At 53.1% G+C, this 25,729-nt stretch carries 25 protein-coding genes; 13 read left to right on the top strand and 12 right to left on the bottom strand.

Annotated features, from left to right (window positions below):
• Window positions 1–982: 982 nt before the first annotated feature.
• The gene (locus AC0WRY_RS02905; RefSeq protein WP_491122627.1) at window positions 983–1,375 is read right to left on the bottom strand and encodes a hypothetical protein; all 393 of its coding nucleotides are present in this window, start codon (window positions 1,373–1,375) and stop codon (window positions 983–985) included.
• A gap of 1,014 nt (window positions 1,376–2,389) precedes the next feature.
• Here AC0WRY_RS02905 and AC0WRY_RS02910 point away from each other — a divergent pair.
• Window positions 2,390–3,694, top strand: a complete 1,305-nt coding sequence (locus tag AC0WRY_RS02910) for a hypothetical protein (protein WP_491122628.1) — start codon at window positions 2,390–2,392, stop codon at window positions 3,692–3,694.
• Complete coding sequence (locus tag AC0WRY_RS02915; protein ID WP_491122629.1) at window positions 3,691–4,956, top strand: LysM peptidoglycan-binding domain-containing protein; 1,266 nt, start codon at window positions 3,691–3,693, stop codon at window positions 4,954–4,956. Before AC0WRY_RS02910 ends, AC0WRY_RS02915 begins: the two co-directional genes overlap by 4 nt.
• Before the next feature lie 778 nt (window positions 4,957–5,734).
• On the opposite strand, the gene AC0WRY_RS02920 is transcribed toward AC0WRY_RS02915, so the two are convergent.
• Complete coding sequence (locus AC0WRY_RS02920) at window positions 5,735–6,214, bottom strand: hypothetical protein (RefSeq protein WP_491122630.1); 480 nt, start codon at window positions 6,212–6,214, stop codon at window positions 5,735–5,737.
• Window positions 6,215–6,597: 383 nt separating this feature from the next.
• Between AC0WRY_RS02920 and AC0WRY_RS02925 the strand changes: the two genes are divergently transcribed.
• The 5 genes from AC0WRY_RS02925 to AC0WRY_RS02945 all read left to right on the top strand — a co-directional run bounded on the left by AC0WRY_RS02925 (window position 6,598) and on the right by AC0WRY_RS02945 (window position 12,974).
• Window positions 6,598–6,756 carry a hypothetical protein gene (locus AC0WRY_RS02925; RefSeq protein ID WP_491122631.1) on the top strand — a complete coding sequence of 53 codons (159 nt, stop codon included), beginning with the start codon at window positions 6,598–6,600 and terminating at the stop codon, window positions 6,754–6,756.
• A 348-nt stretch (window positions 6,757–7,104) separates the two neighbouring features.
• Window positions 7,105–7,626, top strand: a complete 522-nt coding sequence (locus tag AC0WRY_RS02930; protein WP_491122632.1) for a hypothetical protein — start codon at window positions 7,105–7,107, stop codon at window positions 7,624–7,626.
• 218 nt (window positions 7,627–7,844) lie between these two features.
• Window positions 7,845–8,510: a hypothetical protein gene (locus AC0WRY_RS02935; protein WP_491122633.1), complete on the top strand. Its 666-nt coding sequence runs from the start codon at window positions 7,845–7,847 to the stop codon at window positions 8,508–8,510.
• A 126-nt stretch (window positions 8,511–8,636) separates the two neighbouring features.
• Window positions 8,637–11,546, top strand: coding sequence for a hypothetical protein (locus AC0WRY_RS02940; protein WP_491122634.1), 2,910 nt, complete (start codon window positions 8,637–8,639; stop codon window positions 11,544–11,546).
• A 198-nt stretch (window positions 11,547–11,744) separates the two neighbouring features.
• Complete coding sequence (locus AC0WRY_RS02945; protein WP_491122635.1) at window positions 11,745–12,974, top strand: ABC transporter substrate-binding protein; 1,230 nt, start codon at window positions 11,745–11,747, stop codon at window positions 12,972–12,974.
• A gap of 29 nt (window positions 12,975–13,003) precedes the next feature.
• Here AC0WRY_RS02945 and AC0WRY_RS02950 read toward each other — a convergent pair whose 3' ends face one another.
• The 6 genes from AC0WRY_RS02950 to AC0WRY_RS02975 form a co-directional block, all read right to left on the bottom strand.
• The gene (locus AC0WRY_RS02950) at window positions 13,004–13,399 is read right to left on the bottom strand and encodes a hypothetical protein (RefSeq protein ID WP_491122636.1); all 396 of its coding nucleotides are present in this window, start codon (window positions 13,397–13,399) and stop codon (window positions 13,004–13,006) included.
• A 253-nt stretch (window positions 13,400–13,652) separates the two neighbouring features.
• On the bottom strand, window positions 13,653–13,829 hold the full coding sequence (locus AC0WRY_RS02955; protein WP_491122637.1) for a DUF3606 domain-containing protein: 177 nt from the start codon (window positions 13,827–13,829) through the stop codon (window positions 13,653–13,655).
• On the bottom strand, window positions 13,819–13,980 hold the full coding sequence (locus AC0WRY_RS02960) for a hypothetical protein (RefSeq protein WP_491122638.1): 162 nt from the start codon (window positions 13,978–13,980) through the stop codon (window positions 13,819–13,821). Before AC0WRY_RS02960 ends, AC0WRY_RS02955 begins: the two co-directional genes overlap by 11 nt.
• A gap of 33 nt (window positions 13,981–14,013) precedes the next feature.
• Window positions 14,014–14,904: a non-homologous end-joining DNA ligase gene (ligD, locus tag AC0WRY_RS02965; protein ID WP_491122639.1), complete on the bottom strand. Its 891-nt coding sequence runs from the start codon at window positions 14,902–14,904 to the stop codon at window positions 14,014–14,016.
• Between the two features lie 254 nt (window positions 14,905–15,158).
• Window positions 15,159–15,389 carry a hypothetical protein gene (locus AC0WRY_RS02970; RefSeq protein WP_491122640.1) on the bottom strand — a complete coding sequence of 77 codons (231 nt, stop codon included), beginning with the start codon at window positions 15,387–15,389 and terminating at the stop codon, window positions 15,159–15,161.
• Window positions 15,389–15,643, bottom strand: coding sequence for a hypothetical protein (locus AC0WRY_RS02975; RefSeq protein ID WP_491122641.1), 255 nt, complete (start codon window positions 15,641–15,643; stop codon window positions 15,389–15,391). The genes AC0WRY_RS02970 and AC0WRY_RS02975 overlap by 1 nt, the downstream gene beginning before the upstream one ends.
• 329 nt (window positions 15,644–15,972) lie before the next feature.
• On the opposite strand from AC0WRY_RS02975, the gene AC0WRY_RS02980 reads away from it, so the two are divergent.
• Both AC0WRY_RS02980 and AC0WRY_RS02985 read left to right on the top strand, forming a co-directional pair.
• Window positions 15,973–16,359 (top strand): cupin domain-containing protein, encoded by a 387-nt coding sequence (locus AC0WRY_RS02980; RefSeq protein ID WP_491122642.1) that lies wholly within the window; start codon window positions 15,973–15,975, stop codon window positions 16,357–16,359.
• 181 nt (window positions 16,360–16,540) lie between these two features.
• Window positions 16,541–16,624, top strand: a complete 84-nt coding sequence (locus AC0WRY_RS02985; RefSeq protein WP_491123540.1) for a hypothetical protein — start codon at window positions 16,541–16,543, stop codon at window positions 16,622–16,624.
• Window positions 16,625–16,759: 135 nt separating this feature from the next.
• Here AC0WRY_RS02985 and AC0WRY_RS02990 read toward each other — a convergent pair whose 3' ends face one another.
• The 3 genes from AC0WRY_RS02990 to AC0WRY_RS03000 all read right to left on the bottom strand — a co-directional run bounded on the left by AC0WRY_RS02990 (window position 16,760) and on the right by AC0WRY_RS03000 (window position 19,783).
• Window positions 16,760–17,266 (bottom strand): hypothetical protein, encoded by a 507-nt coding sequence (locus AC0WRY_RS02990; protein WP_491122643.1) that lies wholly within the window; start codon window positions 17,264–17,266, stop codon window positions 16,760–16,762.
• Window positions 17,267–17,349: 83 nt separating this feature from the next.
• On the bottom strand, window positions 17,350–17,598 hold the full coding sequence (locus tag AC0WRY_RS02995; protein WP_491122644.1) for a hypothetical protein: 249 nt from the start codon (window positions 17,596–17,598) through the stop codon (window positions 17,350–17,352).
• Between the two features lie 1,150 nt (window positions 17,599–18,748).
• Window positions 18,749–19,783 (bottom strand): hypothetical protein, encoded by a 1,035-nt coding sequence (locus AC0WRY_RS03000; protein WP_491122645.1) that lies wholly within the window; start codon window positions 19,781–19,783, stop codon window positions 18,749–18,751.
• Window positions 19,784–20,018: 235 nt separating this feature from the next.
• Here AC0WRY_RS03000 and AC0WRY_RS03005 point away from each other — a divergent pair, with 235 nt between their 5' ends.
• The 3 genes from AC0WRY_RS03005 to drt3b all read left to right on the top strand — a co-directional run bounded on the left by AC0WRY_RS03005 (window position 20,019) and on the right by drt3b (window position 23,760).
• Entirely contained in the window at window positions 20,019–20,453 is a 435-nt protein-coding gene (locus AC0WRY_RS03005) for a DUF6641 family protein (RefSeq protein WP_491122646.1), read from the top strand.
• Between the two features lie 114 nt (window positions 20,454–20,567).
• On the top strand, window positions 20,568–21,827 hold the full coding sequence (drt3a, locus tag AC0WRY_RS03010; protein WP_491122647.1) for an antiviral reverse transcriptase Drt3a: 1,260 nt from the start codon (window positions 20,568–20,570) through the stop codon (window positions 21,825–21,827).
• Complete coding sequence (drt3b, locus tag AC0WRY_RS03015; RefSeq protein WP_491122648.1) at window positions 21,820–23,760, top strand: antiviral reverse transcriptase Drt3b; 1,941 nt, start codon at window positions 21,820–21,822, stop codon at window positions 23,758–23,760. Before drt3a ends, drt3b begins: the two co-directional genes overlap by 8 nt.
• Before the next feature lie 552 nt (window positions 23,761–24,312).
• Here the strand turns inward: drt3b and AC0WRY_RS03020 are convergent.
• Window positions 24,313–24,471, bottom strand: coding sequence for a hypothetical protein (locus AC0WRY_RS03020; RefSeq protein WP_491122631.1), 159 nt, complete (start codon window positions 24,469–24,471; stop codon window positions 24,313–24,315).
• Between the two features lie 383 nt (window positions 24,472–24,854).
• On the opposite strand from AC0WRY_RS03020, the gene AC0WRY_RS03025 reads away from it, so the two are divergent.
• A complete protein-coding gene (locus AC0WRY_RS03025) occupies window positions 24,855–25,334 on the top strand; it encodes a hypothetical protein (RefSeq protein WP_491122630.1) in 480 nt (159 codons plus the stop codon).
• Window positions 25,335–25,729: the final 395 nt, after the last annotated feature.

Below are 25,729 nucleotides of genomic sequence, written 5' to 3' on the forward strand. Positions count from 1 at the left end.
TGCAGACCGACAGCCAGAGAGCATGACGCATCGTCTAATCGGCTCACCGCCCGAACTATGACTTATGCTTTACAGGCGACGGTGGCGTAGAAAACGCCTTTTTCCAGTTGGCTCAAATAGCCCCGGCTGATCCCTGCGTCATAAGAGAGGTCGTCCTGCGAGAGACCCTTCGCATGTGCGACGTAGATTCGTGGCGAATACGTCCCGCAGTCAAAAAAAGCGATCGCGCCCACGAATGGCTAGCAGGTCATACGGGCAGTTGGAGGTGGGAGGCCCGCTCGGGCCTGTCCTCTAATTTGGACAGCAGCATTCTCTTGGGGCGCCGTCCTCATCACTACGTCAAGCAGACTGCTCCGGCTGTGTTCGCAATGAGGCTGGGCGATTAACAGCGTCGATTGCTGAACAGCCTCATTGCTGAGGCGAAAGCCATTCTAAGATTGGACCGGGTGAATGAGGACCGTCTGACTTTATGTCGATTGTAGAAGAAATTGTCGGCCCGCTGCTGCAGACAGGTGGTCGGATTGTGTAGCAGAAGCGTAAATCTGCGATGTTTTGGCCCGCTATCCAAACAAAGTTCAGAAAAGCGCCGACCTTCGTGCCGCCATAGTCCCAAATCTCATCCCACCGATTCACGTGGTAGCCATTCGGCTCCAGCTCGATTCCTCCCGTCGCAGGAAGATTCCATTTCTCGCACGATAAAGACACCGTGTTTGGTGCCGGACGGGTGCCGCCCGCCGAATGTTGCTTGCCGATGCACAAGTATGCTTCGCCAGTATTCTTGTTGTAGACCCAAGCCGCGGAATCACAGGCGCTGACGGTCGGATCATTCCTGTTACAACCTGCCCCGACGATCTTGACACCCCACGGAGATGTTGCTGCCCCAGCGGGCGCCGTAAACAAGCTCAAGACCGATGCAATAGCCAGGCTAGTTCCCACTCTTGCGCAGTGCATAGCTCAGCCCACTTTTGTTTGATTGAACGAACTACAGCTTCTGAATAGTAGCAAGATTATTGAACGTCGAATTGCTCCCACATCTTGTGAAGTCGGTCGAGGTCCCAATTACGACCCAGCCGTTCTGGGACGCTGAAAAATTGCAAACGGTCACGGTCTGACCCTTACGAGCGCCATTGAGTTCGAAGATAGTCCAGATGTTATCCGTATGCCCGCCGCAGGTAGTGTAATTGGTGCTTACGCCTGTTACGGCCCAGCCCGATGGCGCTTGGCCCGCGCAGACCGACATAGTTGCGCCAAACATCGGTTTGATTCTTTTTCCCTTTGCCGCTTGCACAGCTGAATTCGAAAGTAGCAAGAAGATCGACATGACCAAACCAGTCACAAGAGCAGGCAGGGGCAGCTCTAGCTTCATTCTGTCCACGTTCATCTCCAATGCTTTCGCGTGAATGTAAGAAACACATATTATAGACGTCTGCATCAAACGGAGAGTGTAACTTCGGCCTCTCCTGATTTGACCTCGCTGCGATCTTTCGATGGGCCACGCGCCATTAATCGCCGAAATATAGCGCTAGCGCGTGAGGTCGCATAAGTGGTGATGGTGAGTAGTATCAACTTGCGTTGACAACTTAATCACCTTTGGCAATACTCTTCAAGCTCCTGGATCCCAAAAAATTGGTCGCCGCAGAATGCGCCAGGAATGTCGACGGCATTTTGCCGAAAGTCTATGCGAGCGTCTTCGATTCTGTAATTTGCGCAACTAGCAATTTTCAGTTCGCGTTTAAGGGGGGGGCTGATGTCCGCTTTTCCACGACGGGTTTTTGTTGGATTCTTTGTTTCATCTCTTGTGGTTGGTTGTGGGGGCGGTTTTCACGCGGCCGACCCTTCGCAAAGCAACGAAGATATAATGTACGTGGTGAACAGTAGCCCCCTTGCTTTCACCGAGAGTCTCCAGCTTCGGCCCTTGCCACTACCGTCTGTGCCTCCAGGCGGCGCGGGAGTCGTTCCCTTGCAACCAGGGCTGAAGCCGCTTGAAGTTGTGCCACCCACCGCTCCTAGAGTTGGTGAGTTTGGTCCCAAGGCCGTTGCACCGGACGGTCAAGCGGAAATGGCAACCGTTGCAATATCGCCATATAGCAAGGTCGGGAGGCTTACATTTCGATTTCCGACAGATCAGCCTGGATGGGGACACATCTGCTCTGCGCAGTTTGTTGGAAACCTGGGCGTAGTCCTGACTGCAGCCCATTGCGTCTGGGACCAGCAAGGCAAAGTGTGGGGCACTAATTACTCCTTTCAGTTGGGCTTTGCCCCAGGGGCTCCCATAAATTCGTTCACTTGGGAGTGCGCTGCGATTATGTCCGGTTGGGCAAATGGCAATTATGCGTATGACTATGCGATCTTAAAAGTAAGAGGTGTTCCGCCTAGCGGTGGGTTGGGAATGAAGATCAATGTCGGTGCAGTACACGTTGATGCGGCTGGATATCCTGACAATTTCGGGAATAACCAGATCATGTACCACGTCTACGGAAACAAAGACGCCGGCAATCCAACTTCATTTGTTAATCCACTTGGCCATGGGGCCAGCGGTGGCGCTTGGGTAGAGGGTACGGAGCCAGGAAATGAGACTGACGTCGTCAGCCTGAACTCCTTCAAGTACAACAATGATCCGTCGCGAATGTACGGGCCACAGCTTTCGGCTGCCACCCTTCGCTTATATGACTTCGCGTCTAGGAGCTGTCGTGATCAGGTGCGCCCGAGCGGAGCAGCACCACTCACCAGCTCCAATGAAATCCTCAATTCGAACGACGAGACACTGATTGCGCGACTGAGTGAAGACGTTTCCGCAGGCGTTACGTTGGTTTCCGAACCTGCTCCGACGTGTCTGTGTGGCGACAAGAAGATGATCTACGCAACAAATTCTGATGACGATCGGCATTTGATAGGTTTGAGGTACACGAGAACGAGAGGGACGGTAGTTAGTAGTTCTACCGGCGAAGATTTCATCATCTTAGATGCCAAAGAGAAAAAGCCTCTGGTCTGCACGCGAGAATCGTCCGACGGCCGGGAGGCCTGCGATGTCGACAATGCATATCGATTAAGCTCGGATCGAGCTGCTCCAGCATCCGTTTCAATGCCTAAAGCCGTCCCAGGCGTGACAATCTCGTCCCTTATCGCGGCTTCAGCATCAGATACTTGTGTTCAGAGTTGTAAGAGTGGAGATGCAGCTAAATGTCTGCCTCTTGGTCAAGGCGCGATACCTGCACTGGCGCCACTTGCAAAGTTCTTAACGGTCGTCGACTCGACGCCCGAAGGCATGAGCGGCAAGATCTTAGGAAAGTCGGATGTTGTCACTGAATACGGAGGAGATCCAAACTCCGATGATCCATGCGCTAGAGGCGATCTGAACAAAGAGGGCGACCATCTGCTTAATGTAGGGGCTGGTTGTTTTGTGCGTACGAAGCAGTTGATTTCAAATCCAGACCTTAAGACGCGCCTCACCTTGCGGGCGACGGTAAGAGGTGCCCCGTCAGCCTGGAACAAAGGATTAGCAACGACCGTCGGACAGCCAACGACTCTTTTCTCTGACAGAGAATTCGCACCGTCCATCGATTTCGAAGGCCCGGGTAGTGACTCGCTAAATCGCCATCACGGGGGAGATATCTATTCTATAACCTCTATCTCGGCCAAGACGCTCGTCCTGTCGACCAGCAAGGGGTGCATGAGCGGAGATTTCAAGAAATGATCCGTCATGTTGCGCTCCTATCTTGCTTTATAGCTCTTGGCACAGGCGATGCATTCGCAGATGAAGAACTGCGGGTTCACGATCCGTTCGTAACTTCAACCTCTCACGACAACATGCGGGAGTGCGATCCAGAGCTCACTGCCTCGGATCTCGATAATCTGACTAAAGTCAGAGATTATTACTATGAGATCACTCCTGCGGAGGGAGGAGATGGAAGTGACAGTGGACCCGACGTCAATATTCAAAGGACAATGGTCTTCGACATACCTGAGATTAGTCTGGCGAGTATCGGAGGCATGCTTGCGCAAGGCGAGCGGGACTCATGTGAGTTTCACCTCCGCTTTATGGATCCAGCCATGAGCTTCTTAAGCCCAACCAGGTTTGTCGTGCAGTACCATATGCACGCAAGTTTTTGGGAATGCGGTTCATTCCTCGGCATTTCGTACAAAATCGACAAAGGAACGGCAGATGCGGATAGCAAAATCGTCTACCGCCTTAATCCGGATCTTCAGGTGGTGATCGAAAGCCAAGACACATTCAATGTTCATATCGAGACGAGCCTCTTTGTCGATATTCTTTCGATAGCAATAGGGCCGATGGGAATACCTATGAAGGAGCTCTTCAAAGATGCTATGGAAAGAGGAGTTGTTAATCAACTGAATCGCTTCAACCTAACGGTTGGCGCGCCGTCATCCAATCCAAAATTCATGGCGTTGACGTCCGGCAATATATCGATTCAAGCTTATCTGAAGAGGCTTGACCTAATGCACGCTCCCGCTTGGGAGCTGACGACTAGTCCGACAAACTCAGGCTTTAAACCGATCTCATCCACCCTGACCCAATTCGCCCTAGTTCAATCTGCCGTTTTGCCCTCTTATGACGGTCCATTCGCATACCAAATCAGGCGCGGCGAGATAATGTTTATCCGCGATCTAGCTAAACCGAAGCCGAGAATGCACGTCGTAGCTCGTGGCGAAAGTCTCTGGAAAATCGCGAACCAATACTATCCTGATCCACATGCTTTCTTGGTCCTTGAGCAAACCAACAGATTGAGAAACAAGCGACTAAAGATCGGCCAAACAATCATTGCGCCGTTGCTGTATGAAACCTGCAAGGAAGAGGCCGCTGGAAATCTGGTTTTGCCGGGCGACACGATTTATGCCCTGCGAAAACGATACGGTGCCTCTTTCAACCCGAAGGCTAAAGATTACAAGTCCAGACAGCTGTCTCTAATCTATCCGTACGAGAGAGTACTGCACTGATAGCTCGGCCCTGTGTTCTAATTGGAACAGCAGACGTCGGCCGAACTGCACGGCGGTCTCCTCGACCGTCGTCTTTAATGATCGGGTAACGTATTTCCCGGGTGAAAGTCGCAGGCGGGCGTAGTAGGTGCCATTGCGCCGAAAAATCGTAAGCCGGCCATCCTCAAGATAGCGAGCGCCGTCCATTCATGGTGCCCCTGAAGTTTGGCAAGCACCGCAAAGGGACGAAATGCTTTCAAGTGTTAGACGGTCGAAAATTTACAGCGAGTGATTTGCCCGTCTAACCCATTGTTTTTGCTCGCTAGGCATACCGCCCGTGGCAGTGCTTGTAATGCCACGGTTGTACAATCTTAACGAGCATTGTCGAGCGTTTTCAAAGTGGTATTCAAATCCCGATTTTCCCGGAATTGCCTTGTCAATTTTTTGTCGAGAACTCTGCCTTTTCTCCTGTGCATCGTGGGCGCCCAATGCGTCCCAACTCTCCCAGAGTCTCTGATACGTTTCGGGTTTGCCCCAGTGTCTCGGACCCCGCAGCTAGCTCAAACGCATCGTCGGGGCTCGTCTTGGGCTGCGGGATAGCTGTAGCGTTTTGGGGTGTTGAGAGCGACCGAAGTTTCACCGGGGAAATTGGTGGGTTGCGGGATGCGCGGTGTGAGACGTCGCCGACAAAGGCAAGCTGCTCTACGAGACACCACCGAAGTAGGGTGAAGCAGCAGCGGACTGCGATGAACCGCACCGGTGAGCGGCGAGATCACCGGTGCGGAATCAGAACGGCAATCTACTGCTTTTCGTAGACCCCAACGCTGCTAATCGGCTGACCGTTGGGACCAACGCCTACGGTCGAAACAGTAAAGGTCTTTCCGTCAGCCGATATCTCGTTGGTGCCAGTTTGAACGGGTTTATCAGCTTTAGAGCGGACCCACTTCACGTGGTGATCATCGACGAGCGTGTATGTCGTCGCATCAAACAAGGGATTGCCTGTCGTAGGGTGAGGCTTCCCATCGTAGATGTGCATGAAGACGATTTTGGAAGCCTGCCCCTGTGCATCGACAGTTTCCGCAGTATTTTGGAGATCTTGCCCGGCCCGCTGGAAGTTGAGCGTTTGACTCTTCGGTGGCGGACCAGGAGTAAACGTCGATTTTTCGAGGTTAAGCTTCCAGGTCCCTATCAGAAGATCGCTCTGCGAGAGACCGGCCTGTGATAGCGCCGTAGCGATTACAGCGGAAAGACCGAGAACAAGGATGTTGCGGCGATTCATGCTGTTCCTCCTTAGGTGTTTATCATCTTTCCTCTTTGGCTTGTGCTCTGCGATGAGATGGTCGCCTGCAAAAATGAGTGGCAGGGCAACTCTAGTCTAGACCAAGTTACACGATGGAGCTGCAGCTTTTGCGAATCGATATAGCCTCCTGAAATGATGCGCTGCGGGAGCCATCGAAACCATATGGCAGGTGCCATGAAGCGATCCCGAAACAGAAAGGGCGCAGCCTTCATCGGGTCGAGAGGGGAGCCCGTACCATGTGGACCAACATCAACGCACTCTACGAAGAGTACTGCCAGGCCAGGCTGGATGAGATGCTGCGGGTCGATGGCGTGAAGTAGGGTGTCGACCGCCCTGGCCATCAGGGCAAATGGGAGGGTGACATGATTGCATTGGCTGCCCGCATTTTCCCCAAGGCATCTGTCGAGGCGATTGCCGACTTTGAAGCGTTGCTGTCGATCTCTCTGTTCTGCTTCGGCGGCCTGCTCCTATCAGTGAGCATTATCATTGCCGATAAATACATTCCAGGCGAGTGGTTCTAACGCTGCCGCTGACTCCCGGCTTGGTGCATAGAGCTTCGCCAAGCGGCAAGCCGCTTGAAACCCCATCAGATTTATTGGTTGATTGTTGACGCTGACGTGGACCGCTGACCTGCGCCCTATAAGTGCACGTTTAAGTGCCTTCATAAGCCACCAGGACTTATACCTATTAGTACCGAAGCTTATGGCTGCAGGTACCTTGTAGAGCGCTGGAATCAGGTAAACCGAACCACAGAAGTCCAGGACCGCAGGTCCTGAAGCCCCGAGCCGTAGGCGAAAAGGGGCTTGCGTTTGACATCTTGGCACCTCGAAACGACAATCAAATCTTTATTAGGCGCAAAAGCGAACTGAATGAAAAACGCAGCCAGATCGAAGATAGACCTCGCCCTTGATGCGCATATGAAAGAGCTCGAATGCTTTTTCCTTCGGCCTCGACCAGCTCCTGAGCTTTCGGTCAATGAAACCCAGGAATTACAACTGCCATTCGACATTGACGCTTCCATACCCCGTCGACGGGGCCGCCCTTTTTCTTGGCGGAGCAGAAATGAACGGACGTTTCAGTCGTGCGAAGCCTTCGTCTTCGTCGCTGGTGAAATGCGCATTTTTAAACAGCGGAACGGCTTAAAGCAGGCCCCGAAAAAAGTTCGAGAAAAATTCATCGAGTTTGCCAAGCGTAAGGAGATGTTCCCGAAGGCGGATGTTCAGCTGATAGAGGATCATTTGAAGAAGGATCAGCGCATCTTTGCCACCTACTTTGCAGCCTCTAAAGAGCCCACTTTTTTTCAGCTCGTCCGACATGAATACGATGATGGTAGCGTAGCCAACATCATAGTCGGTACTCCCGCGATCGAAAGGTTGAGACTCTGCACGTAAAGGCAGGTCTGCTTGCCGGTCCTTATCTCAGCATTGCATTCCTAGCAAGTCGTTGATTTTAAGAGATATCTTTTTTGATTTAAGCCACCTGCTTTCGTGCAGGGTCAGCTCTAAAAAAGCTCCAGGTCGAGTGACTTGGGAGCTAAACCGGGCCCTTCCAATCGTCATTCCTCCGCCGACGTTTAATCAATCCGTACTCGGCCTGGTGGAGTATTCTGATGCTGTCTACCGCACTAACTGAGACTACTCGGCCCAAACCGGGACCGAGCAACGCCGCTCCTGACCTGAAAGGTATCGCTGAAACAATCAAGGAGAACTGGCGCAAATCCGTCGAGGGTATTCTCAAGCTGACGAAAGAGTGCGCTAAGGCAAGGAACCAGCTGACCGAGTCTCAGAAGAAGGAACTGTATAAGCTTCTCCCATTCAATGAGAGCATGTTCAGCAAGCTTGCGTCCATTGGGGACGATCTTAGGCTACGAAATTATCAAGATCTCCTCCCTGCGAGCATCTCGACTTTGTACGAATTGAGCCAGCTTCCCGATGAGCGGTTCGAGTCGGTCTTGAAAGAGGGACTGCTCAAACCTGATCTCAAGCGGCAGGAACTTACCAACTGGAAAGCGAACAAAGCGCCTTTAGCTCCCTCGCAGGCGGCCTCGGTGGAAGGGTCCTTGACGCCTTCGCCGGTGAAGTTCGAAGTCCGGCTGCCGCCGGTGCTGATCTGTCTTTATTCGGAGGCGCCCATCCCAGAGGAGCAGCGACCCATGGTCAAAGCCGCTGCAATCGAGCTTGCGGATCAGCTCGGTATGAAGGTCACAACTCTCTACGGCGCAACGGTGGACGACTTGAAATATCAGTGGAGGAAACCGAAGCCGACGCCGACCTAAGACGGCGGCTGGTAAGGCGGGAATCCGCTCGGAATTGCCACCTTAAGATGTATATACTTCCGCTTCTCGTTCCGCCTGCTTTAGTCGCAGTTATAGCAGGCGGGACGCCGATTGGGATCATGCTCAATGCTCACGCCTGCAAATACGACCGCTGACCTTTGGCAACTGCCGCTGAGCAAAGAAGTAAGGCGTCGGCTCGCCTCTATAAACGATTCAAGGCAACGGTATCCCAACCAGAAGATGGCGCTTGCCGAGCGTCTCTTGTCTTGTGCTCTTGATGCCAAGAGGAGCCTTTATGTGCCCCTTGGTTCTCATCCTTATCTGCTTGCAAGGCTCACTGAAGATTTTGGCTCGGTCCCTGATAGCCTTAGGGCCGATGAAGGTACGCCGCTGTGCTTCTTCGGAAACCCCCTGTTGCTGCCGCAGGGTTGGGAGAGCAAGGACTTTGACATCGACAAGGTGGAAAGGCCGATCCTACGGGCGACCAACGCAGGCTTTGCGGTCGTGACCATCGAGCACGACTGTAAGGAACGGCACCACTTCGAGCACATTTGCGATTGGGTCAAACCCGGTGGACCATTCAAGGCTGTCGATAAAGAGCTGCAAAAATATCGGGACTACTCGGGCTATAGCGTCGTCTTTTCTGGGAGCCGATCGCTGCACTTCCATTTCGTGTTCAGCACGACCCATCTTACGGGGGCGCCCCATGACCACTCCAGCTTTGAGCGCTGGGAAAGCCGCCACGTCCACGCTGCAATCATGTCCAATGCCTACCAAATCTATTGGAGCGCAGTCGCCGAACTGACGGACCGTCTACTCACATCGCCTATACCGGCTGACAAGAGTGGACAGACATACATCCAACTAAAGAGGATGCCTTGGGGCATACGCAAGCTCGATGAAGGTTCGAGCATACTGGGCTTGCCCGCTGGCACCCTCGTGCCGCAACTTGTTCTCGACGAAAAGCTCCGCAACAGGCGCTCGTCGAAGGGCAGCGGCGCCTTCCTGGTGTCACCCGATTTTTCCGCATCCGATTATATAAAAGCTCGGAAGCATCGTGTTGCTGGTCGGAGCGGAACGGGCGACGTTTCCGCAGGTCCTGAGATGATCGAGCTGTTCGCTGAGATGTGCCAAGCTGAATGGAAGACGCCGTTCCCTAAACCGACTTCGATGGTCATGAAGCATGGAGAATGGGTCATCCACTTCCGAAACCATGAGGCTGACATCAACCCATCGACGGTCGCAAGGGGCGACCATGCGGCCCTGCTGTTGCAAGGACGAAGTGCCCCGCAAGAGATATTCAGGCTTCCAAACGAACTGACAGCCAATGAGATCGGCGATCACATGGCTAGACGATTCGGACTCGTTCCTAACGTGCCTGTGCCCTCCATCGGAACGGTTGGGAGCGCCGTTCCGTACTTCGAGCGACTAAAACTCCAGTCCGGCAAAACATTCAAGGAAACGTACGAGGACTCGGCAACTCGCACGTTCCCGCATATTTCGTCGTGTCCAATCCCCGAGCTGCAAGGGATCTATCGCCAGAAGCTCTGGCGCTACCTCAACAATGCCATGTTCTTCAAAGGCGACATGATCTGCACTTCTGGGGAAGGTATCGGAAAGACCACTGCGCTATTCAACATCGTGCAACATGCGGCATTAGACACCGCCATAGATAACGACGACCCAAAAGTGCGCTTCTACGTGTTCGCATTCAGGAGCAAAGTACAGGCCGAAGAGAAGGCTAAGGAGTATGCCAACGACAGTCGAAGGGCGTTCGTCCTCAAGACATTTTGGACCTACTATGAACAAGCGTGCGAACGATGCGGCGTCGTTTCGTTACGAGACGATTTCGTTGAGCGAGGAGATGTTCTTTCAGTTCTACGACAGTTGGCTGACCTGCAGCCTCAAGTGTACCGAGAGCTAGAGCGTGTCCGTAAAGAGCTGTGGCTGGCAGGCGATGGCACGTCGCTTTTCACAGGAACGACGGTTCTTTTTACGACCCACGCCACAGTTACCTCGTGGTACCGCACGCACCTGAATCGGATTTGGCATCACCCCAGGTTTGATCCGGGGATGGACACCGATGGGCTAAATGAACTTCGGGCAGAGGTCCTCTTCGAGAAAGTGGTATTCGATGAACCCGAGTGGGACGACTTTGCGCAAATCATTTCTGACGACATGTACCGGCACCTTTCTGATCAAAATTCCTGGAGTTGGCAGAAGCTTTCAGTCCGAGAGCGTAAGGAGCGCTTCCACGAGTTGAAGAAGCTTCCAGCATTCTCAGGGATTAGTTTTGACGACTACAGCGAACTTCGCTTCCTTAAATTGAATACCTTCGAGGGGGTGAAGGTTGATTATGCCGCACAGCCGTTTGGCAAGGAGAACAGCAACAAGGCGATCTATATCAGCCAGAATGATAAGACATACTACTTCGTTCCAAAGCGCTGGCCGAAGGCAGACATGACCAGGTGGGTCTTCTTGACGACGGAGAGCTTTACGACAGAGGCAATAGTGGCGCTGTACAAGTCGAAGCTGAAACGTCCGCTATTGCGTCTGGCACTCGACAACCTGCCGGGCGTGTATCCGGTTGACGTTCCGATCGTGAAAAACAAGCATGCCAACGCCCAAGACATTCAGAAGCTGCGAAATGAAATCCTAGCAAGCAACGCACAGAACATCGTGATTGCAGATAGGCTCGACAATACGAAAGAAGAGAGGGCCAGAACTTTTCAGGGCATGAAGGGATATAACGGCTGGTCCGAGAACAACGTGTTTATCGTGCTGACGCATCTCCACCCAGAGGTTTACGGCCGATTGAATGCAGTTGGGCAATGGCTGCAGATGGATGAAACAATCGCCAAATACTATGCGGCCCAGGTTTCACAAGCGGTTGGGCGGAACACCGGATTTCGAAAGCGACCAGGGACTCAAACCGTCGTGGTGGCAACCGCAAGGCTTCTTCGTCTCATCCAGACCAAGCTGGCTCGATTTGCACCGAGGGTGCGCCCTCAGCTAACGACTGAGAAGCACTGGTAGCCTTACGGTTTCTCTCAGCTGCAGCCGCACAATCGAAATGCTTGTTCCCATTCCAGTAGATGGAATTTGTGCGATGCGCTCCCTCAGGAGCTAAGCAGACAGAGCGCTAGCACCATTGATGAAGCCGTGCATACTCGGGAGGTCCGGCAGATAAGTCATTAGAAGACAAAAGAGCCGGTGCTTTTGGGAGGACAAGGAATGCGAAGTGACTTCGTCAAGTTCGCCTATTCGACCGTCGTAACAGCGGCAACGTTTCTCGCCTTAGCCGCTACCGCAAATGCTCAGAAGAAGTACGATCCCGGTGCGAGCGACACTGAGATCAAGGTGGGCAACATCATGCCGTACTCAGGTCCGGCGTCAGCTTATGCCACCATCGGCAAAACGGAAGCGGCTTACTTCAACAAGATCAACTCTGAAGGCGGCATCAACGGCCGCAAGATCAACTTTATCTCCTATGACGACACCTACAGCCCACCAAAGACGGTGGAGCAGGCTCGCAAGCTGGTGGAGAGCGACGAAGTGCTGCTGATCTTTAACCCGCTTGGCACCCCCGGCAACACTGCGATCCAGAAGTATATGAACTCCAAGAAGGTGCCCCAGCTGTTCGTCTCGACCGGCGCTGCCAAGTGGAACGACCCCAAGAACTTCCCTTGGACAATGGGCTGGCAGCCTAGCTATCAGGTCGAGGCTCGCATCTACGGCAAGTACATCCTTCAGAACTTTCCAGGCAAAACGATCGGGGTCCTTTACCAGAATGATGACTTTGGCAAAGATTACGTCATCGGTCTGAAGGATGGGCTCGGTGATCAAGCCGGTAAGCTCATTGTCGTGGAGGCGCCGTACGAGACGAGTTCGCCGACCGTGGATTCCCAGGTTGTCCAGATCAAAGGTGCAAACCCAGACATTTTCGTAAACATAGCGACGCCAAAATTCGCTGCGCAGGCCATCAAAAAGATTGCTGAAATGAACTGGCATCCAGTCCAGTTCTTGACGAACGTGTCTGGCTCGATAGGAGGCGTCATCAAACCTGCCGGTTACGAGGCGAGCCAGGGCATCTTATCTACTGCGTACCTGAAGGATCCCAAGGATGCTGATTGGAAGAACGACCCTGCCATGAACGAGTGGCGAGCGTTCATGACGAAGTGGTATCCCGAAGGTGATCTGGATGATTCTGCGACCGTGTTTGGCTACGGGGTTGCCAAGGGTTTGGAGCAGGTGCTTCGGCAGTGCGGCGACAACCTCACACGTGAAAACGTAATGAAGCAGGCAGCCAATCTGGACTTTGAGATCGGCATCTATTTGCCAGGCACTCGGATCAAGACGGGCCCGAACGATTTCGCTCCCATCGAACAGCTCCAAATGATGCGCTTCAAAGGGGAGAGCTGGGAGCGTTTCGGGCCGGTAATGAGCGGCGAGAAAGGCTCCTAAGTCGTCGCGACGCGGCTCGCATGGCTCCTCTATGTAAGAGCGATGCGGGCCGCTTTCAGTCTTATCCTCGGCAAGGCGCCTCGCCATCCATTCTCTTTTGCCAGCTCTCGGAGCTTCGTCAGCAGAAGCCGGCGGGCCTGATTACTCACGATATGCAACGAGCCTTGACGTCCAGCGATCGTGAGCTCTTCATCGTTTATTCTCTTGACACGATATTCGGCACAGCTGCAGCGATGATAGAGCGAATATCGGATGTCGATAAGCTCATCGAAGCTAGTTGGGATATTCTTACTGAGCCAAAGGATGATGTCTTGGTCGGGGGTAAAACTTCGCGGCTGACCGCGGCGCTTGAATTTCACATTCCTCGACGCCTCGGAAGCGAGCGCGGGTTCATCTAAGAACGGGCCTGCTGTAATATGTCTCATTAGAGTCTCCATTGCGGCGGGATGCCGCTTACAGAGACTATTTATCGGTACAAGTTTAACGCTGCCCAGATGGGGCCGTTACTCTGACGTCCGCATCACAGTAAACCGGTGTTGCATCGCTCCAAACCTTTGCCGATGGCTTGCAATGTGCCGCGTCTGGCAGCCAGTTCTCTGCAAACCTTGATACAGTGCTAAAGACGAAGAAAAAGCGCGGGCCCTGCTCCGAAGATCGCAGGCATACCGCGCTCCTCGGTTACGCCGCCAATTCTTTGCGAACAGCGGCGGCCGAATTGCCTACCTTGTCGACAGCCTTTTGCAGCTCGTCTTTGGAGACGCCAAGCTGCTTGGTCCAATACTTGACCTCGAAATCTTCATGCATGTTGATCTTGCTACGGTCGCGCTGGTCCCGTTTGGTGAGACTATCGTTCATTTTCCTGCTCCATCGCCTGTACAAGCCGCTCATCGTCGAGAACGGCCAGCAGGTCATTAATTGTGCTTTCGGCGTCCCTCGGCCCAGGCTCGACATAGCGAGCCAGGATGGCCTGGGCTTCTTTTACCGCTCGGGTTACGCGATCCGGCATGCCGGTACTCCACTCACAGGTGGAAAAACGCCGCTAGGAACGCCGCGTTCCTTTGCTAAGCCCCTTGAATGAGCTGGCCCGCAGCAGGCCTTCGGAGGTGATGTCCCGGTATTCGATGTCGGCGTAGAACGTTGGCTCGACCCAGGTGGCCTTCGGTTTCCTGACGGGTTTGGTGAGCTTCTGCTTCGGGCTGACGACGGTATCGAGAGCCTTGCGGATCTCAGCCGACTTTGTCCGGCTCCAACCTGTCCCGACCTTACCCATATAGCGCAGCTCTTTCCCCTCCTGCTTGCCGAGGTAGAGCGCGGCAACGCCGGACGGGTCCTTGACGAAACCAACGACGGGGAATTTTTCGCGCTGCACCGTCTTGATCTTCTGCCAGGCTTCCACCCGATCCGACCGGTACGGCGCATCTACTCGCTTCGAGACAATGCCCTCGTAGTTGAGCTTACTCGCCGCCTCGAACAACGCCCGACCGTCACCTTCATGGTGCTCGCTGTAGAAAATCGGTGCTTCCAGCCCGTTTTCTTCTATCAGCTGCTTCAGCAGCTCCTTACGGGCAAGCTGCGAATGTTTGCGGAGGTCTACGCCGTTCAACCACAGGAGATCGAAGGCGAAGAAGACGAGGCGCTCCTGGTCGCCTCTGCCGAGCTCCGCTTGGAGTTCCGAGAAATTGGTGCGCTCTTCGTGGATGACGACCACCTCACCATCGACAATGGCTTGCCCTTCGATGGCGAATGCGCCGGCAATGACCGAGAACCTGTTGACCCAGTTATGGCCATTCCTGGTGAAAGCCTTCCGGCTGTCGCCGTCGATGTGGAGCTGGACGCGGTAGCCGTCGTATTTAACCTCGTGAATCCACTGAGCACCCGAAGGGGCTTTCATTTTCAGGGTCGCAAGCTGGGGGCTGATAAAGCCCGGCATGGAAGCTAGTGGCTTCTTGGCCGGTGTTTCGGTACGCTTTACCACTAACGCAACTCACAAAAAGTCTGCCGTCAGGTGAGCCCAATGGCGGACAGTTTACCTACCTTCTTCGAACGTCTCCAACCACGGAGCTGGTGTGGCGTTCCCAGGCGTTCTCTCATACAACCGCAATCGCGATTCCAGGTTGTATTTTAAACGTCAACGAGAACGGCTCCCGAACGACTAGGGAACAAGGGTTCTTTAGAGCCAAGCCCTCAATACTGAGGCCTCGTCAACAGCTCTGGCAGCCGCGAGATCGCCTTGGCAATCCGCCTCGCCTCTTCCCGCCGCATATGATTATCCGCGTATTGAAAGTTTCGCGAGTGCAGGTCTTCACGATGCGAGACCGCGCAGATGAAGAAGCCGGATGCATCGAACACGCGGAAGCAATGGTCGTCGCTTTCTTCGACAGTCCACGGCGCGGGAAATCGCCGAAGGTTATCCATTACATCCTTCGGTTTGCCGGAGTGCCCCGGATCGGTTTGCCGGAGGCATAGGTCGGACCTTCTTTTGCCGCCCGCACCTGCCGGTCTCGCTCGGCGCAGAGATCGTCAATCTTGCTCAGCATCCGCTGAAGCAGGGTCTCAGCCGAGGCGGTCGATAGCCCCGCCCGTTGAAGCTGGAGGATTTCCTTGCGCTGACGGCTTACCTGCGAGCGCATGCGCTCGATTTCCGAGCGGAGATGTTCGAGTGTGGGCATGGCCAACCTGGATTTACTCTAATAGAACGAACCGCGAACACAGAGTCAAGTCTTATAGCCAGCCAAGGGAATGAGCAGGTGCTTCCAGGCCCTGTCTGCGGCTCTTAGCTGAGCCTCGAGTTGCCGATTCAGCAACTACAACGTCGATGGTGCCATCGCCTCTACGACCGCCTGGGATCGCACTCAAGCGGTCCGCCCAGTGCGCCGTGCATTCACGCCTAAGTGTGATGCGCCCCCCTACTGCATTGCAAAACCAATAAACATTGAGCTCATAGGTTTCGGGCCTAATCTAGTGCCTGCCAAATTGCTGATCCAACGGGGAGACCACTATGAAGTTCTTAGTCGGAATTCTTTTCGCATCACTTTTCACGTTTGCAGCAAACGCTCAAGACTCGCCGTTTCGCAAGGAACTGAAGCGAGCAGATTTGACCGGCACAAATATGGAGGTCGTCACGAGTATTTCCGAGATTAAGCCTGGCGACACTTCAACGCTCCACATCCACCACGGAGAGGAGTCCTTTTATGTCTTAGAGGGTGGCACCATTGAACTTCCGGACGGCAAACAAGTACCCTTTGCAACCGGCATGGCTGCCGTAAACGTGCGGGGCGTTCCTCACGGAGCATTCAAGGTAATCGGTGATAAGACAGTGAAGCTGCTGACGGTGCACATAGTTGATAAGGGCAAGCCGCTCTACGACAAGCCGCCTTCCAAATAGGAATCTGTAACAGAAGGTTGCCGGCTTTTTGGCGACCGCTACCCTCGCTGATGCCGCGACGTCACGAAAGCGCTCCTAGTCTAATTGAGCCAAATCACCCTTCGGGCTTGCCCGAGTTTTGCAGTGACCCCGGGGGTTAACCCTTGAGCTTGGCGGCATAGTACTCGCAAGAGGTTCCAAGGTGGGTGTATTCGGAGGTGAACGCGACACTCGACCCGTCGTAATGTTTGAGTTTCCGTCCATGGAGGCCACTCATGCATGGTGAGGCTTACCCGAATACGTTCCTGTGAGGAAATTGTGTGAAGGACTCGCAACGACCAATGCCTGGGCGTTCCCGGGCAGCTAGGTCGTGGTCTTGCATTTAACGCATCAAATGCATTCAGACCGAGCCTGGCCGGGGTTATTGGTTCAACCTAAAAAACGTCTGGCCCAATCGCTCCTTTAATGTTTCCAATAGCGACATTCTCGTATCAAGCGCGACACTCTGCACTACTGTCGGAGGTGCGGGCACAATATTCAACGGCTTCGCCGCTCGATGGTTAGACACGTCTTTTGCAGGTGCACGTTTTGCGGTGAGCTTTGGCTTCGGCACCTCGCCGCTTGATTTGGGAGCGGTCGTCTTAGGGTTGACGTCGAGTTCAGCAAAAGCGCTCGGCAGAGGCTGAGCAGATTGCACTGATGTTATGGGTGTAGAAGGGCCGATGTTCGACGGAGGCACAATGGTCGGCAAGCTGGTATCAATTGTTACCCGTTCAGGTGCCCGCTCGGCTGAGCTGATCCTAATCACCGGACGCTCTGCGTCCCTGTTGCCAAGGACCGTCGCCCTCTCTGGGAAGTACCAGCTGATACCGATCAGCAACAGGGCGAGAGCACTGCCCACAAACCCGAAATATTTCATCAAAGGCATAGGCCGCCTCCGTTTGGCGGCGACCTTGCGACCTCGATTGTTAGTAGAAAGCTAAAGATATATTAAAATGGAGGACATGGTTATCACGCATGTTGCGATGCAGAAGTGGCTATCTGACGAGTACCCGTGACTTCGATGCTGCATCGTAGACCTCGATCTTCAGCATCGGAAATTTGGCCGACGGCGGCCGCTTTCATGGCGGCGTTCTCATCGACGTATTCGGACTTGAAACACCCATCAACCACGATCGCATAACCGTCGGCTGGCGCAAGGTCAGCCCGCCGCACTTGGCGTGGTTCCGGACGCTCAACATGGAGCATTGTTTTGTCCATTTACTTATCCGGTTGGAAAATGGCCTTGCTGCGGAGGCTCTCGCAATTCGCCGTATTGAATACCTGCGGTTTCCCAACCGGCGTAAGCACAGAACAAGAGGACAAAGATTCGAAATGCAATCGACATACCGCCCGCCTTTTCTTATTGGGGGCGACGGTACAAGCAAGGCCTTACAGGCCGCTTAGGAGAAAGGGTTTGCGGAAGGTATACGCCAGAGCGAAGAGCCGACGTCGGTTTGCCGGCAGTCATATTTCTGACGGCGATCGCTCCGATTCAGTATTCATGAATGAGTTCGCTATCGTGACCAGATGTACAGCGGCGGTTCCCAATTTCTCCATGTCCTTGTCAGCAACGTAGGCTGTAGACGCTCGTCGATATGCGATTGCAACGGTTGCGTAGGCGTCCGTAATCAGCACAGCTGAATGATCATGCTGATCTTTCGCTTTCCGATTGCGTACTTGGACAACTCTCGTCGCGGCCTGTGCGGTCATCTCGGCGAGTTTCTCGTTGCTGACGCTGGGATCATCAAGACTAGGCTGACATGCTGAAGCTGCCCCGGCGATTACCTGATAGTATTGGTGCTTTTGCGCATCACTGGCCGTGAGGTAACTCTGCAGGAGGCGCCGAGCCCTAGCCTCAAGGTGCTTTCGATCGGATCGGATCTTTTGATGATCTGAGCTAAGCCAGCTGAACATAGTTCGCCTGTCCGATGCACGCTGGTGGAACCAAAGCGCAAGAGACCTATAAAGTTCCAGCCGCACAGGTTGGGTGATGCCTGAGCTAGAGACTACTTGATGAGAGGCAGTTTCCAGCTTTCGCCTCGGTCTCTTTCTCGTTGCCTAATGTAATCAGAAGCAAGTCTACCGCTGATGGCCGAGCCCGATCCCAAGCTTGAGTGCCTTCTGTCGTAAGGATCCTACGGATCTTTTCGTCATCTTAGAAATTTCGGCGACAGGCGTTCTCGCTTTTGAATGTGCTCGCAGCTCCTTGACATCAGCCTCGGTGTATTCCCGCCGGACTATCTTCCTCGGACCCTTGGCCATTGCACTCTCCTATTTGGAGGGCCTTCTATCACAGGGAGTTCGATGTAGAAATATAATGGGATAACGTCGCACTCACATTGTCACTCTCAGCAACAGATGTCCGCTTCTACTTTCTTTCCGGTGGGAAATGAAAATCTCGTCTAAGCACCATAGACATGTACGACGGGTTATGAGCTCGCAGACCTGGCATCGACTTTGCTATTTCCGATGCTTCATTTCGAAATTGGTGCAATCGCTTCTCCACGTCGCCGATTTGAGAAACGTCTAGATTCATTCGAATAGCTGTACCCTGAAGGCTGGTGGAAAAATTCAGCTTCCGCATCTCTCGAGAGAGCATAATACAAGCGTCACCGCTCGCCATAGTAAAGTTACCACCATGCCGAGAGAGCCTGCTAGTCATATACAAACCATAACCGGAATTGGCCCAGTTCTCAGACCGTGGCTTAAGATGCGTCTTGCCCGATACACCCGGCCAAAGCGACATCTCGACTGCCTCTTTATCCGTCTTATAGCGAAAATTTGGATTCGTACCCAAACTCTGTCTGATACCAATACCCCGATCTAACAGGCATACTTCGACTTTTTGCTTCGCCGGCCAATACTGAGCGCAATAGAAGACTCGATCCGCTCCACTGTGCTCAAAGACATTCCGGATCATTTCACGGATGCTGTAAGAGAGCACATTGAAAAAGTCAGACTTCCGAGCTTCGTCTCTTGATATGATCACCGCGAGGTCGTCGGCATGCTTCTGGATGAGGTCTCCCAGCTCAGCACCCCATTGTTGGTCGCCCTGAGTAAGCTCAGCTTGAGTCAGGGATCTAATTGGCAGGTAGCGAGCATTGCCTTTCGCCTCCCCAACATCCTTTCCGTAATCGAACCCTGCGGCTCGAAAGAACCCCATGTGCGCTGCATAAGAGTGCGATTCCTGATGCAGAAGCTCGATCTTCGCCCCAGGGTGGCGAGTTCGAAACTCAGATAGCTTGGCAACTAGAAACAACATCGGGAATGGAGGGAAATGTCGCTCTTTGCCCATATCCAAAATGAAAACGTCGCACGTTCTAACAGCGTCTAGCCGCCTCGCAAACTGAAGCAGGCTGTGAAGTTCGAGAGTATCGGGCAAGGCGAGCGTAGCGACGATCATGACCTAAGTGACAGTTCGGATTGGAATAGGCGATTGATGCGGTATGCCTAAGGGCAATTGGAAACAATACAACTCTCGACTGAGGTTGTCACCGAAGGGGAACGGGCAAGAGGGATGTTTGCGCTTTGTTGCAGCGCAAATTGAAGGCCTATTCACCTCTTTCCTGGCTCGACCATTTGATCGAAGGCGCTAGACCGGGCTGGCGTTAATGCAACCAACCGCTAGGAGCCACGATATGTCGACCTCAATTCTGAAGTCTCTCACTTTCGTCCCGCAGCCCAAGGTCAGCTCTGACCCATTGATCATCAAGCGGGAGCGCATGGTTTCCCGCTTGGAAGACCAAAAGAAGCTCCTGGCCGATCCGACTTACCAGCGACGGATCAAGCGCTGGGAAAAGAAGGAAGATGGCGAGAAGGTTCTCGTCGAAAAGCCACTCCGTACGAGCAAGTGGTGGCAGCAGGACCCGAGCGGAGCCTGCGTGATGACCGTTAAGGTTGGATCTAAGCGCATCGAATTTGAGAAGGGTAAGGCGGCCATTGCAGTGGGATCGATCGAAAAGCTGCCTGCGGTAATCGATTCGCTCATCAAGGCCGTGCGAGCCGGCGAACTCGATACTCAACTGAGTGAAGGCAAGGGGCCGAGGGCAGTACCGGGACGGAAAGCAGCTTAGCGTTTACCGCCAGCGGCGACGCCGCTGGCGGCAACAGCGTACGGCTCTACCGGTTGTGCAACTAGGGTAGTTCGCCTAACCTGTCAGCGTCATTGATTCTGCCGGCATTGTTAGATGCGCTTCCACAATTTCACTCCAAATTCGCTGGCTAGGGTAATTCGGGCCGGAGATTCTCACCGCTTCGAAATAGATCTATTAAACAACCGAGAAGTTATCCTAGCCGATGCGGTAAAAACCGCTAACGATACGTCAATCAACTTTAGCCCATCTCACATGGCGAAAGTGAATAATCGCTCATGTGTGTCGCTCAAAAACTACGGCGCCTGTCTCGCGCTGCGATCCATCTCGATACACTTGTCCCGGAAATTTCATCTTAGGCTGATGAACCGCGATGAAATCGTCCTCGGGGTTATAAGGGCGCTGAATGATGCTGCGCCAATGTATATCGTGCGTCGAGACATCAGGTCGTTCTACGAATCCGTTCCTACGCAGCTGCTCCGGGACAGACTATCACTTGACACCTCCATTTCGAAGGCCGCCCGGCAGTTACTTAAACAGTTTTTCGACTTCTATTGCCCGGGTTTTGTTGGAATTCCGCGTGGTCTGTCATTGAGTGCGACTCTCGCGGAGTTGTCGCTAACGGACTTCGATCGAACGATTCAACGTCTTCCTGGGGTGTATCGGTATTTTCGTTTTAGCGACGACATTCTCCTGTTCTCCTACAAGCAGCCCGACGAGATAATACATCGAATGGATCATGCCTTGCCTAGCGGCATGGGGTTCAATTCGACGAAATCCGACATTATACCCATCACTAATGCGGATAAAAAGCGGGCGAAAGAGGTTGAGTTCGAGTATCTGGGTTACAGATTTTCCGTCAGCGACCTCGCGAAGGGCGACAGGCCGAAGAACGTTAGAGTTTCAATCTCTCAACGCAAGGTGTCCAAGCTAAAGACACGAATTATCCTCTCGTTCAAGCGATACCACAAAGACAAGAACTACTTCCTGCTCAGAGATCGGTTGCGCTTTCTCAGCGGGAATTATCGCGTGCGAAGATTTGGAATAAGCGCAGTCAAAACATCCACGCATATAAAATCTGGGATCTACTACAGCTACCGCCAATGTGGAGCTTACGCCGCTTCCAAAATAAGCCCCTATGACGGACGAGAATTGAAGGAGCTCGACGGCTTCTACTTTTCTTTAATTAACAGCCCCAAAAGTCGGTTTTCTTGGCTTCTAAAAAGTCGGCTAAGTCCGCAACAATACGATGAGCTGAGGTCCATCTCGTTTTTCCAAGGTTTCAGCAAACGAATTGCGATCCGACTCACACCACCTCAAGTTCGAGAAATCAAGGCTGCATGGAAAAATGCCTAACTATCTCGACAACGCCTTTGACTTGAGAGCTTTGCTTACTGACACGCTTCCTTACGAAGTTCCCGTCGTTTTCTCGAATGACCGGCTCTATAAAACGCTTGGGACGGCACGAATTAGCGACGAGCTGGGCAAAGCCATTGATAAGATCAATTCGGAGCCGCGTGATTACACAATACCGTACTCTTATAACATCCGAAAAAATCGGCTGAGCTTTACGACCCTGGGCATTATCCACCCTCTAATGCAGGTTCGGATCGCTCGTTTCTATACGCTTCATTCCCATGCCCTTCTCTCCAGCTGCTCGCGGAGTGATTTCTCGCTACGTAAGCCGTTCGCGGTAGCTCAGCGCTTTACGGACCTGTCGATCAGGGACCAATCTTCTGCATCCAAGTCGGGTGTTGTTCATGAGAACCCCGACCAGCTGGATCATGACATCTCGCATGTCATATCGTTCTTTGTGTACGAACGATACAATCTGCTCGGTAAGTTCATCGAGTCTGCGGAATTTATAGAACTTGAGAAGAAGTTCGCTCGATTGCGGGTTCTCGACGTATCGAAGTGTTTCTTCAACATATACACACATTCAATCACGTGGGCCGTCAAGGATAAGGCTTTCGCAAAGCAGAATCGAAATGCCTACTCCTTCGAGGGAGAGTTCGATACTCTGATGCAGAAGGCCAACTACAACGAAACTAATGGCATTGTGATCGGGCCGGAAGCGTCACGCATCTTCGCGGAGATCATCCTTCAGGACGTGGATTTTCGACTTAAGCAAGCGCTTTTGCAAAAGGATCTGCAATACGGCGTCGACTATGCGTTGCGCCGATACGTTGACGACTATTACGTTTTTGCAAACAGTGACGATCAACTTGATCGAGTAACTGATCAGCTCCGTGTGCAGCTTGAAGCCTACAAGCTTTTCTTGAACGAAAGCAAGTCTACTACGTTTGGTAGGCCGTTTGTATCCAATCTAACTTTGGCCAGAGAGGAGCTTCATGCCTTAATCAGCAGCTTCTCATCTGCGCTAGACGTCGATGCGAATAGTTCTCTCGTGCAGGAAGTCAGAAAGCGACAGAAGATGCTTCTGAGGAGCATCAAGCAAATCCGTTTAGTTGTTTCGAAATTTGATGTTGAATTCGGCAATATAAGCGGCTGGCTGCTGACTGCGATTAGAAATCTAATGCGTAGGATCTCGTTCAGAATGCCGGAAGTGCCGGATACGGTTCAAACAGAAGACGTTGACGCTGTAATTGGGTTGATCGGAAGTCTCCTAGAGATCGCCTTCTATGTTTGCGCTGTTGATTTGCGAGTGAGGTCTACTTACTCAATTTGTCAGATCGCGATGTTCGTTCAAGATCTGAAAGGCAAGCTAGGTGCTAGCCATGAGCAGCTTGAGCACATATTGATTCGCGAGCTTTCTGGCTTAGTCGAAACAATTTCTAGCCGAGCTCTTGCCGGGCACTTCGCTGCTAGGGACTCTGTCGAACTGTGCAACGTCCTTATTTGCGGCGCTCATTTCATCGGCACGGAGTTCGTCCGAACGCCCACCGTTTCCAAAGCCCTGCGAGAGATCGTCGATAGTCCGCCGACATACTTTGGCTACGTCGCTGCTAAGTTTTGCCTGCTCAAGGATAGTACGATGCATGCGGCATTGGAGAAGTTGAATGACGCTGTGGAGGCAAAGATCGCCCTTGAGCCGAGGGCTCATGAACGGGATTGCGAATCCTATCTTCTGATCTGCGATCATCTCGCCGCACCCGATGTGACTAATCGGACCAAACGAAAGATCTTCGATGCTTCCTTTGGAGGACAGCTTTCCGACGTGACATTGGATAAATTGCCAGCCTATGTCGGCTTTGTTGATTGGACGGGGATGCACGTTAGCCATCTACTCAGCAGAAAGGAGTTGCGGCCCGTTTACAGTTGGTCATAATGATCACGAGGCCGTCGTATTGCTGAAGGCATCCTTTGGTTCGCTAAAGGTTTACGGGCGCTTAATTGCGCTTGGGTTTCTGTAATGGAAACACACACAGATCAGTTGCGACGGTCTCACTACTGATCCTGATTGAAGTGGCGCATAGAGCGCAGGCCAATGCGGTCCACTTCAGCGTTACCAACCAGCCCTTACGTCTATTGGCATTTCATGCGGCTGCGCCGCTTGGCAAAGCCAGCGCTGTCGAGGTGAATGCTATGGTGATGGTGGCAGCTAACGATAACGAGATGAACGCCCAGAACAGCGCAGGATACTCTGGCTTAGGTTGCATCCATCAGATTCAACGATGTGCCGTTACGAAACTGCTATAAGCTATATAGAGGTTTCGTGTCCCAGGATCAGTGGTTCTGGATTCAAGTAGACCACAACAGCAGAGGTGTCCTGCACGCCATCATGCAGCGGTACCTATCTATTCAATTTTCTCCCCGACGAGGTTAAGCGGCTTGCCGCTTGGCGAAGCTCTATGCACCAAGCCGGGAGTCAGCGGCAGCGTTAGAACCACTCGCCTGGAATGTATTTATCGGCAATGATAATGCTCACTGATAGGAGCAGGCCGCCGAAGCAGAACAGAGAGATCGACAGCAACGCTTCAAAGTCGGCAATCGCCTCGACAGATGCCTTGGGGAAAATGCGGGCAGCCAATGCAATCATGTCACCCTCCCATTTGCCCTGATGGCCAGGGCGGTCGACACCCTACTTCACGCCATCGACCCGCAGCATCTCATCCAGCCTGGCCTGGCAGTACTCTTCGTAGAGTGCGTTGATGTTGGTCCACATGGTACGGGCTCCCCTCTCGACCCGATGAAGGCTGCGCCCTTTCTGTTTCGGGATCGCTTCATGGCACCTGCCATATGGTTTCGATGGCTCCCGCAGCGCATCATTTCAGGAGGCTATATCGATTCGCAAAAGCTGCAGCTCCATCGTGTAACTTGGTCTAGACTAGAGTTGCCCTGCCACTCATTTTTGCAGGCGACCATCTCATCGCAGAGCACAAGCCAAAGAGGAAAGATGATAAACACCTAAGGAGGAACAGCATGAATCGCCGCAACATCCTTGTTCTCGGTCTTTCCGCTGTAATCGCTACGGCGCTATCACAGGCCGGTCTCTCGCAGAGCGATCTTCTGATAGGGACCTGGAAGCTTAACCTCGAAAAATCGACGTTTACTCCTGGTCCGCCACCGAAGAGTCAAACGCTCAACTTCCAGCGGGCCGGGCAAGATCTCCAAAATACTGCGGAAACTGTCGATGCACAGGGGCAGGCTTCCAAAATCGTCTTCATGCACATCTACGATGGGAAGCCTCACCCTACGACAGGCAATCCCTTGTTTGATGCGACGACATACACGCTCGTCGATGATCACCACGTGAAGTGGGTCCGCTCTAAAGCTGATAAACCCGTTCAAACTGGCACCAACGAGATATCGGCTGACGGAAAGACCTTTACTGTTTCGACCGTAGGCGTTGGTCCCAACGGTCAGCCGATTAGCAGCGTTGGGGTCTACGAAAAGCAGTAGATTGCCGTTCTGATTCCGCACCGGTGATCTCGCCGCTCACCGGTGCGGTTCATCGCAGTCCGCTGCTGCTTCACCCTACTTCGGTGGTGTCTCGTAGAGCAGCTTGCCTTTGTCGGCGACGTCTCACACCGCGCATCCCGCAACCCACCAATTTCCCCGGTGAAACTTCGGTCGCTCTCAACACCCCAAAACGCTACAGCTATCCCGCAGCCCAAGACGAGCCCCGACGATGCGTTTGAGCTAGCTGCGGGGTCCGAGACACTGGGGCAAACCCGAAACGTATCAGAGACTCTGGGAGAGTTGGGACGCATTGGGCGCCCACGATGCACAGGAGAAAAGGCAGAGTTCTCGACAAAAAATTGACAAGGCAATTCCGGGAAAATCGGGATTTGAAT

The organism is Bradyrhizobium sp. T-12, from assembly GCF_058314695.1.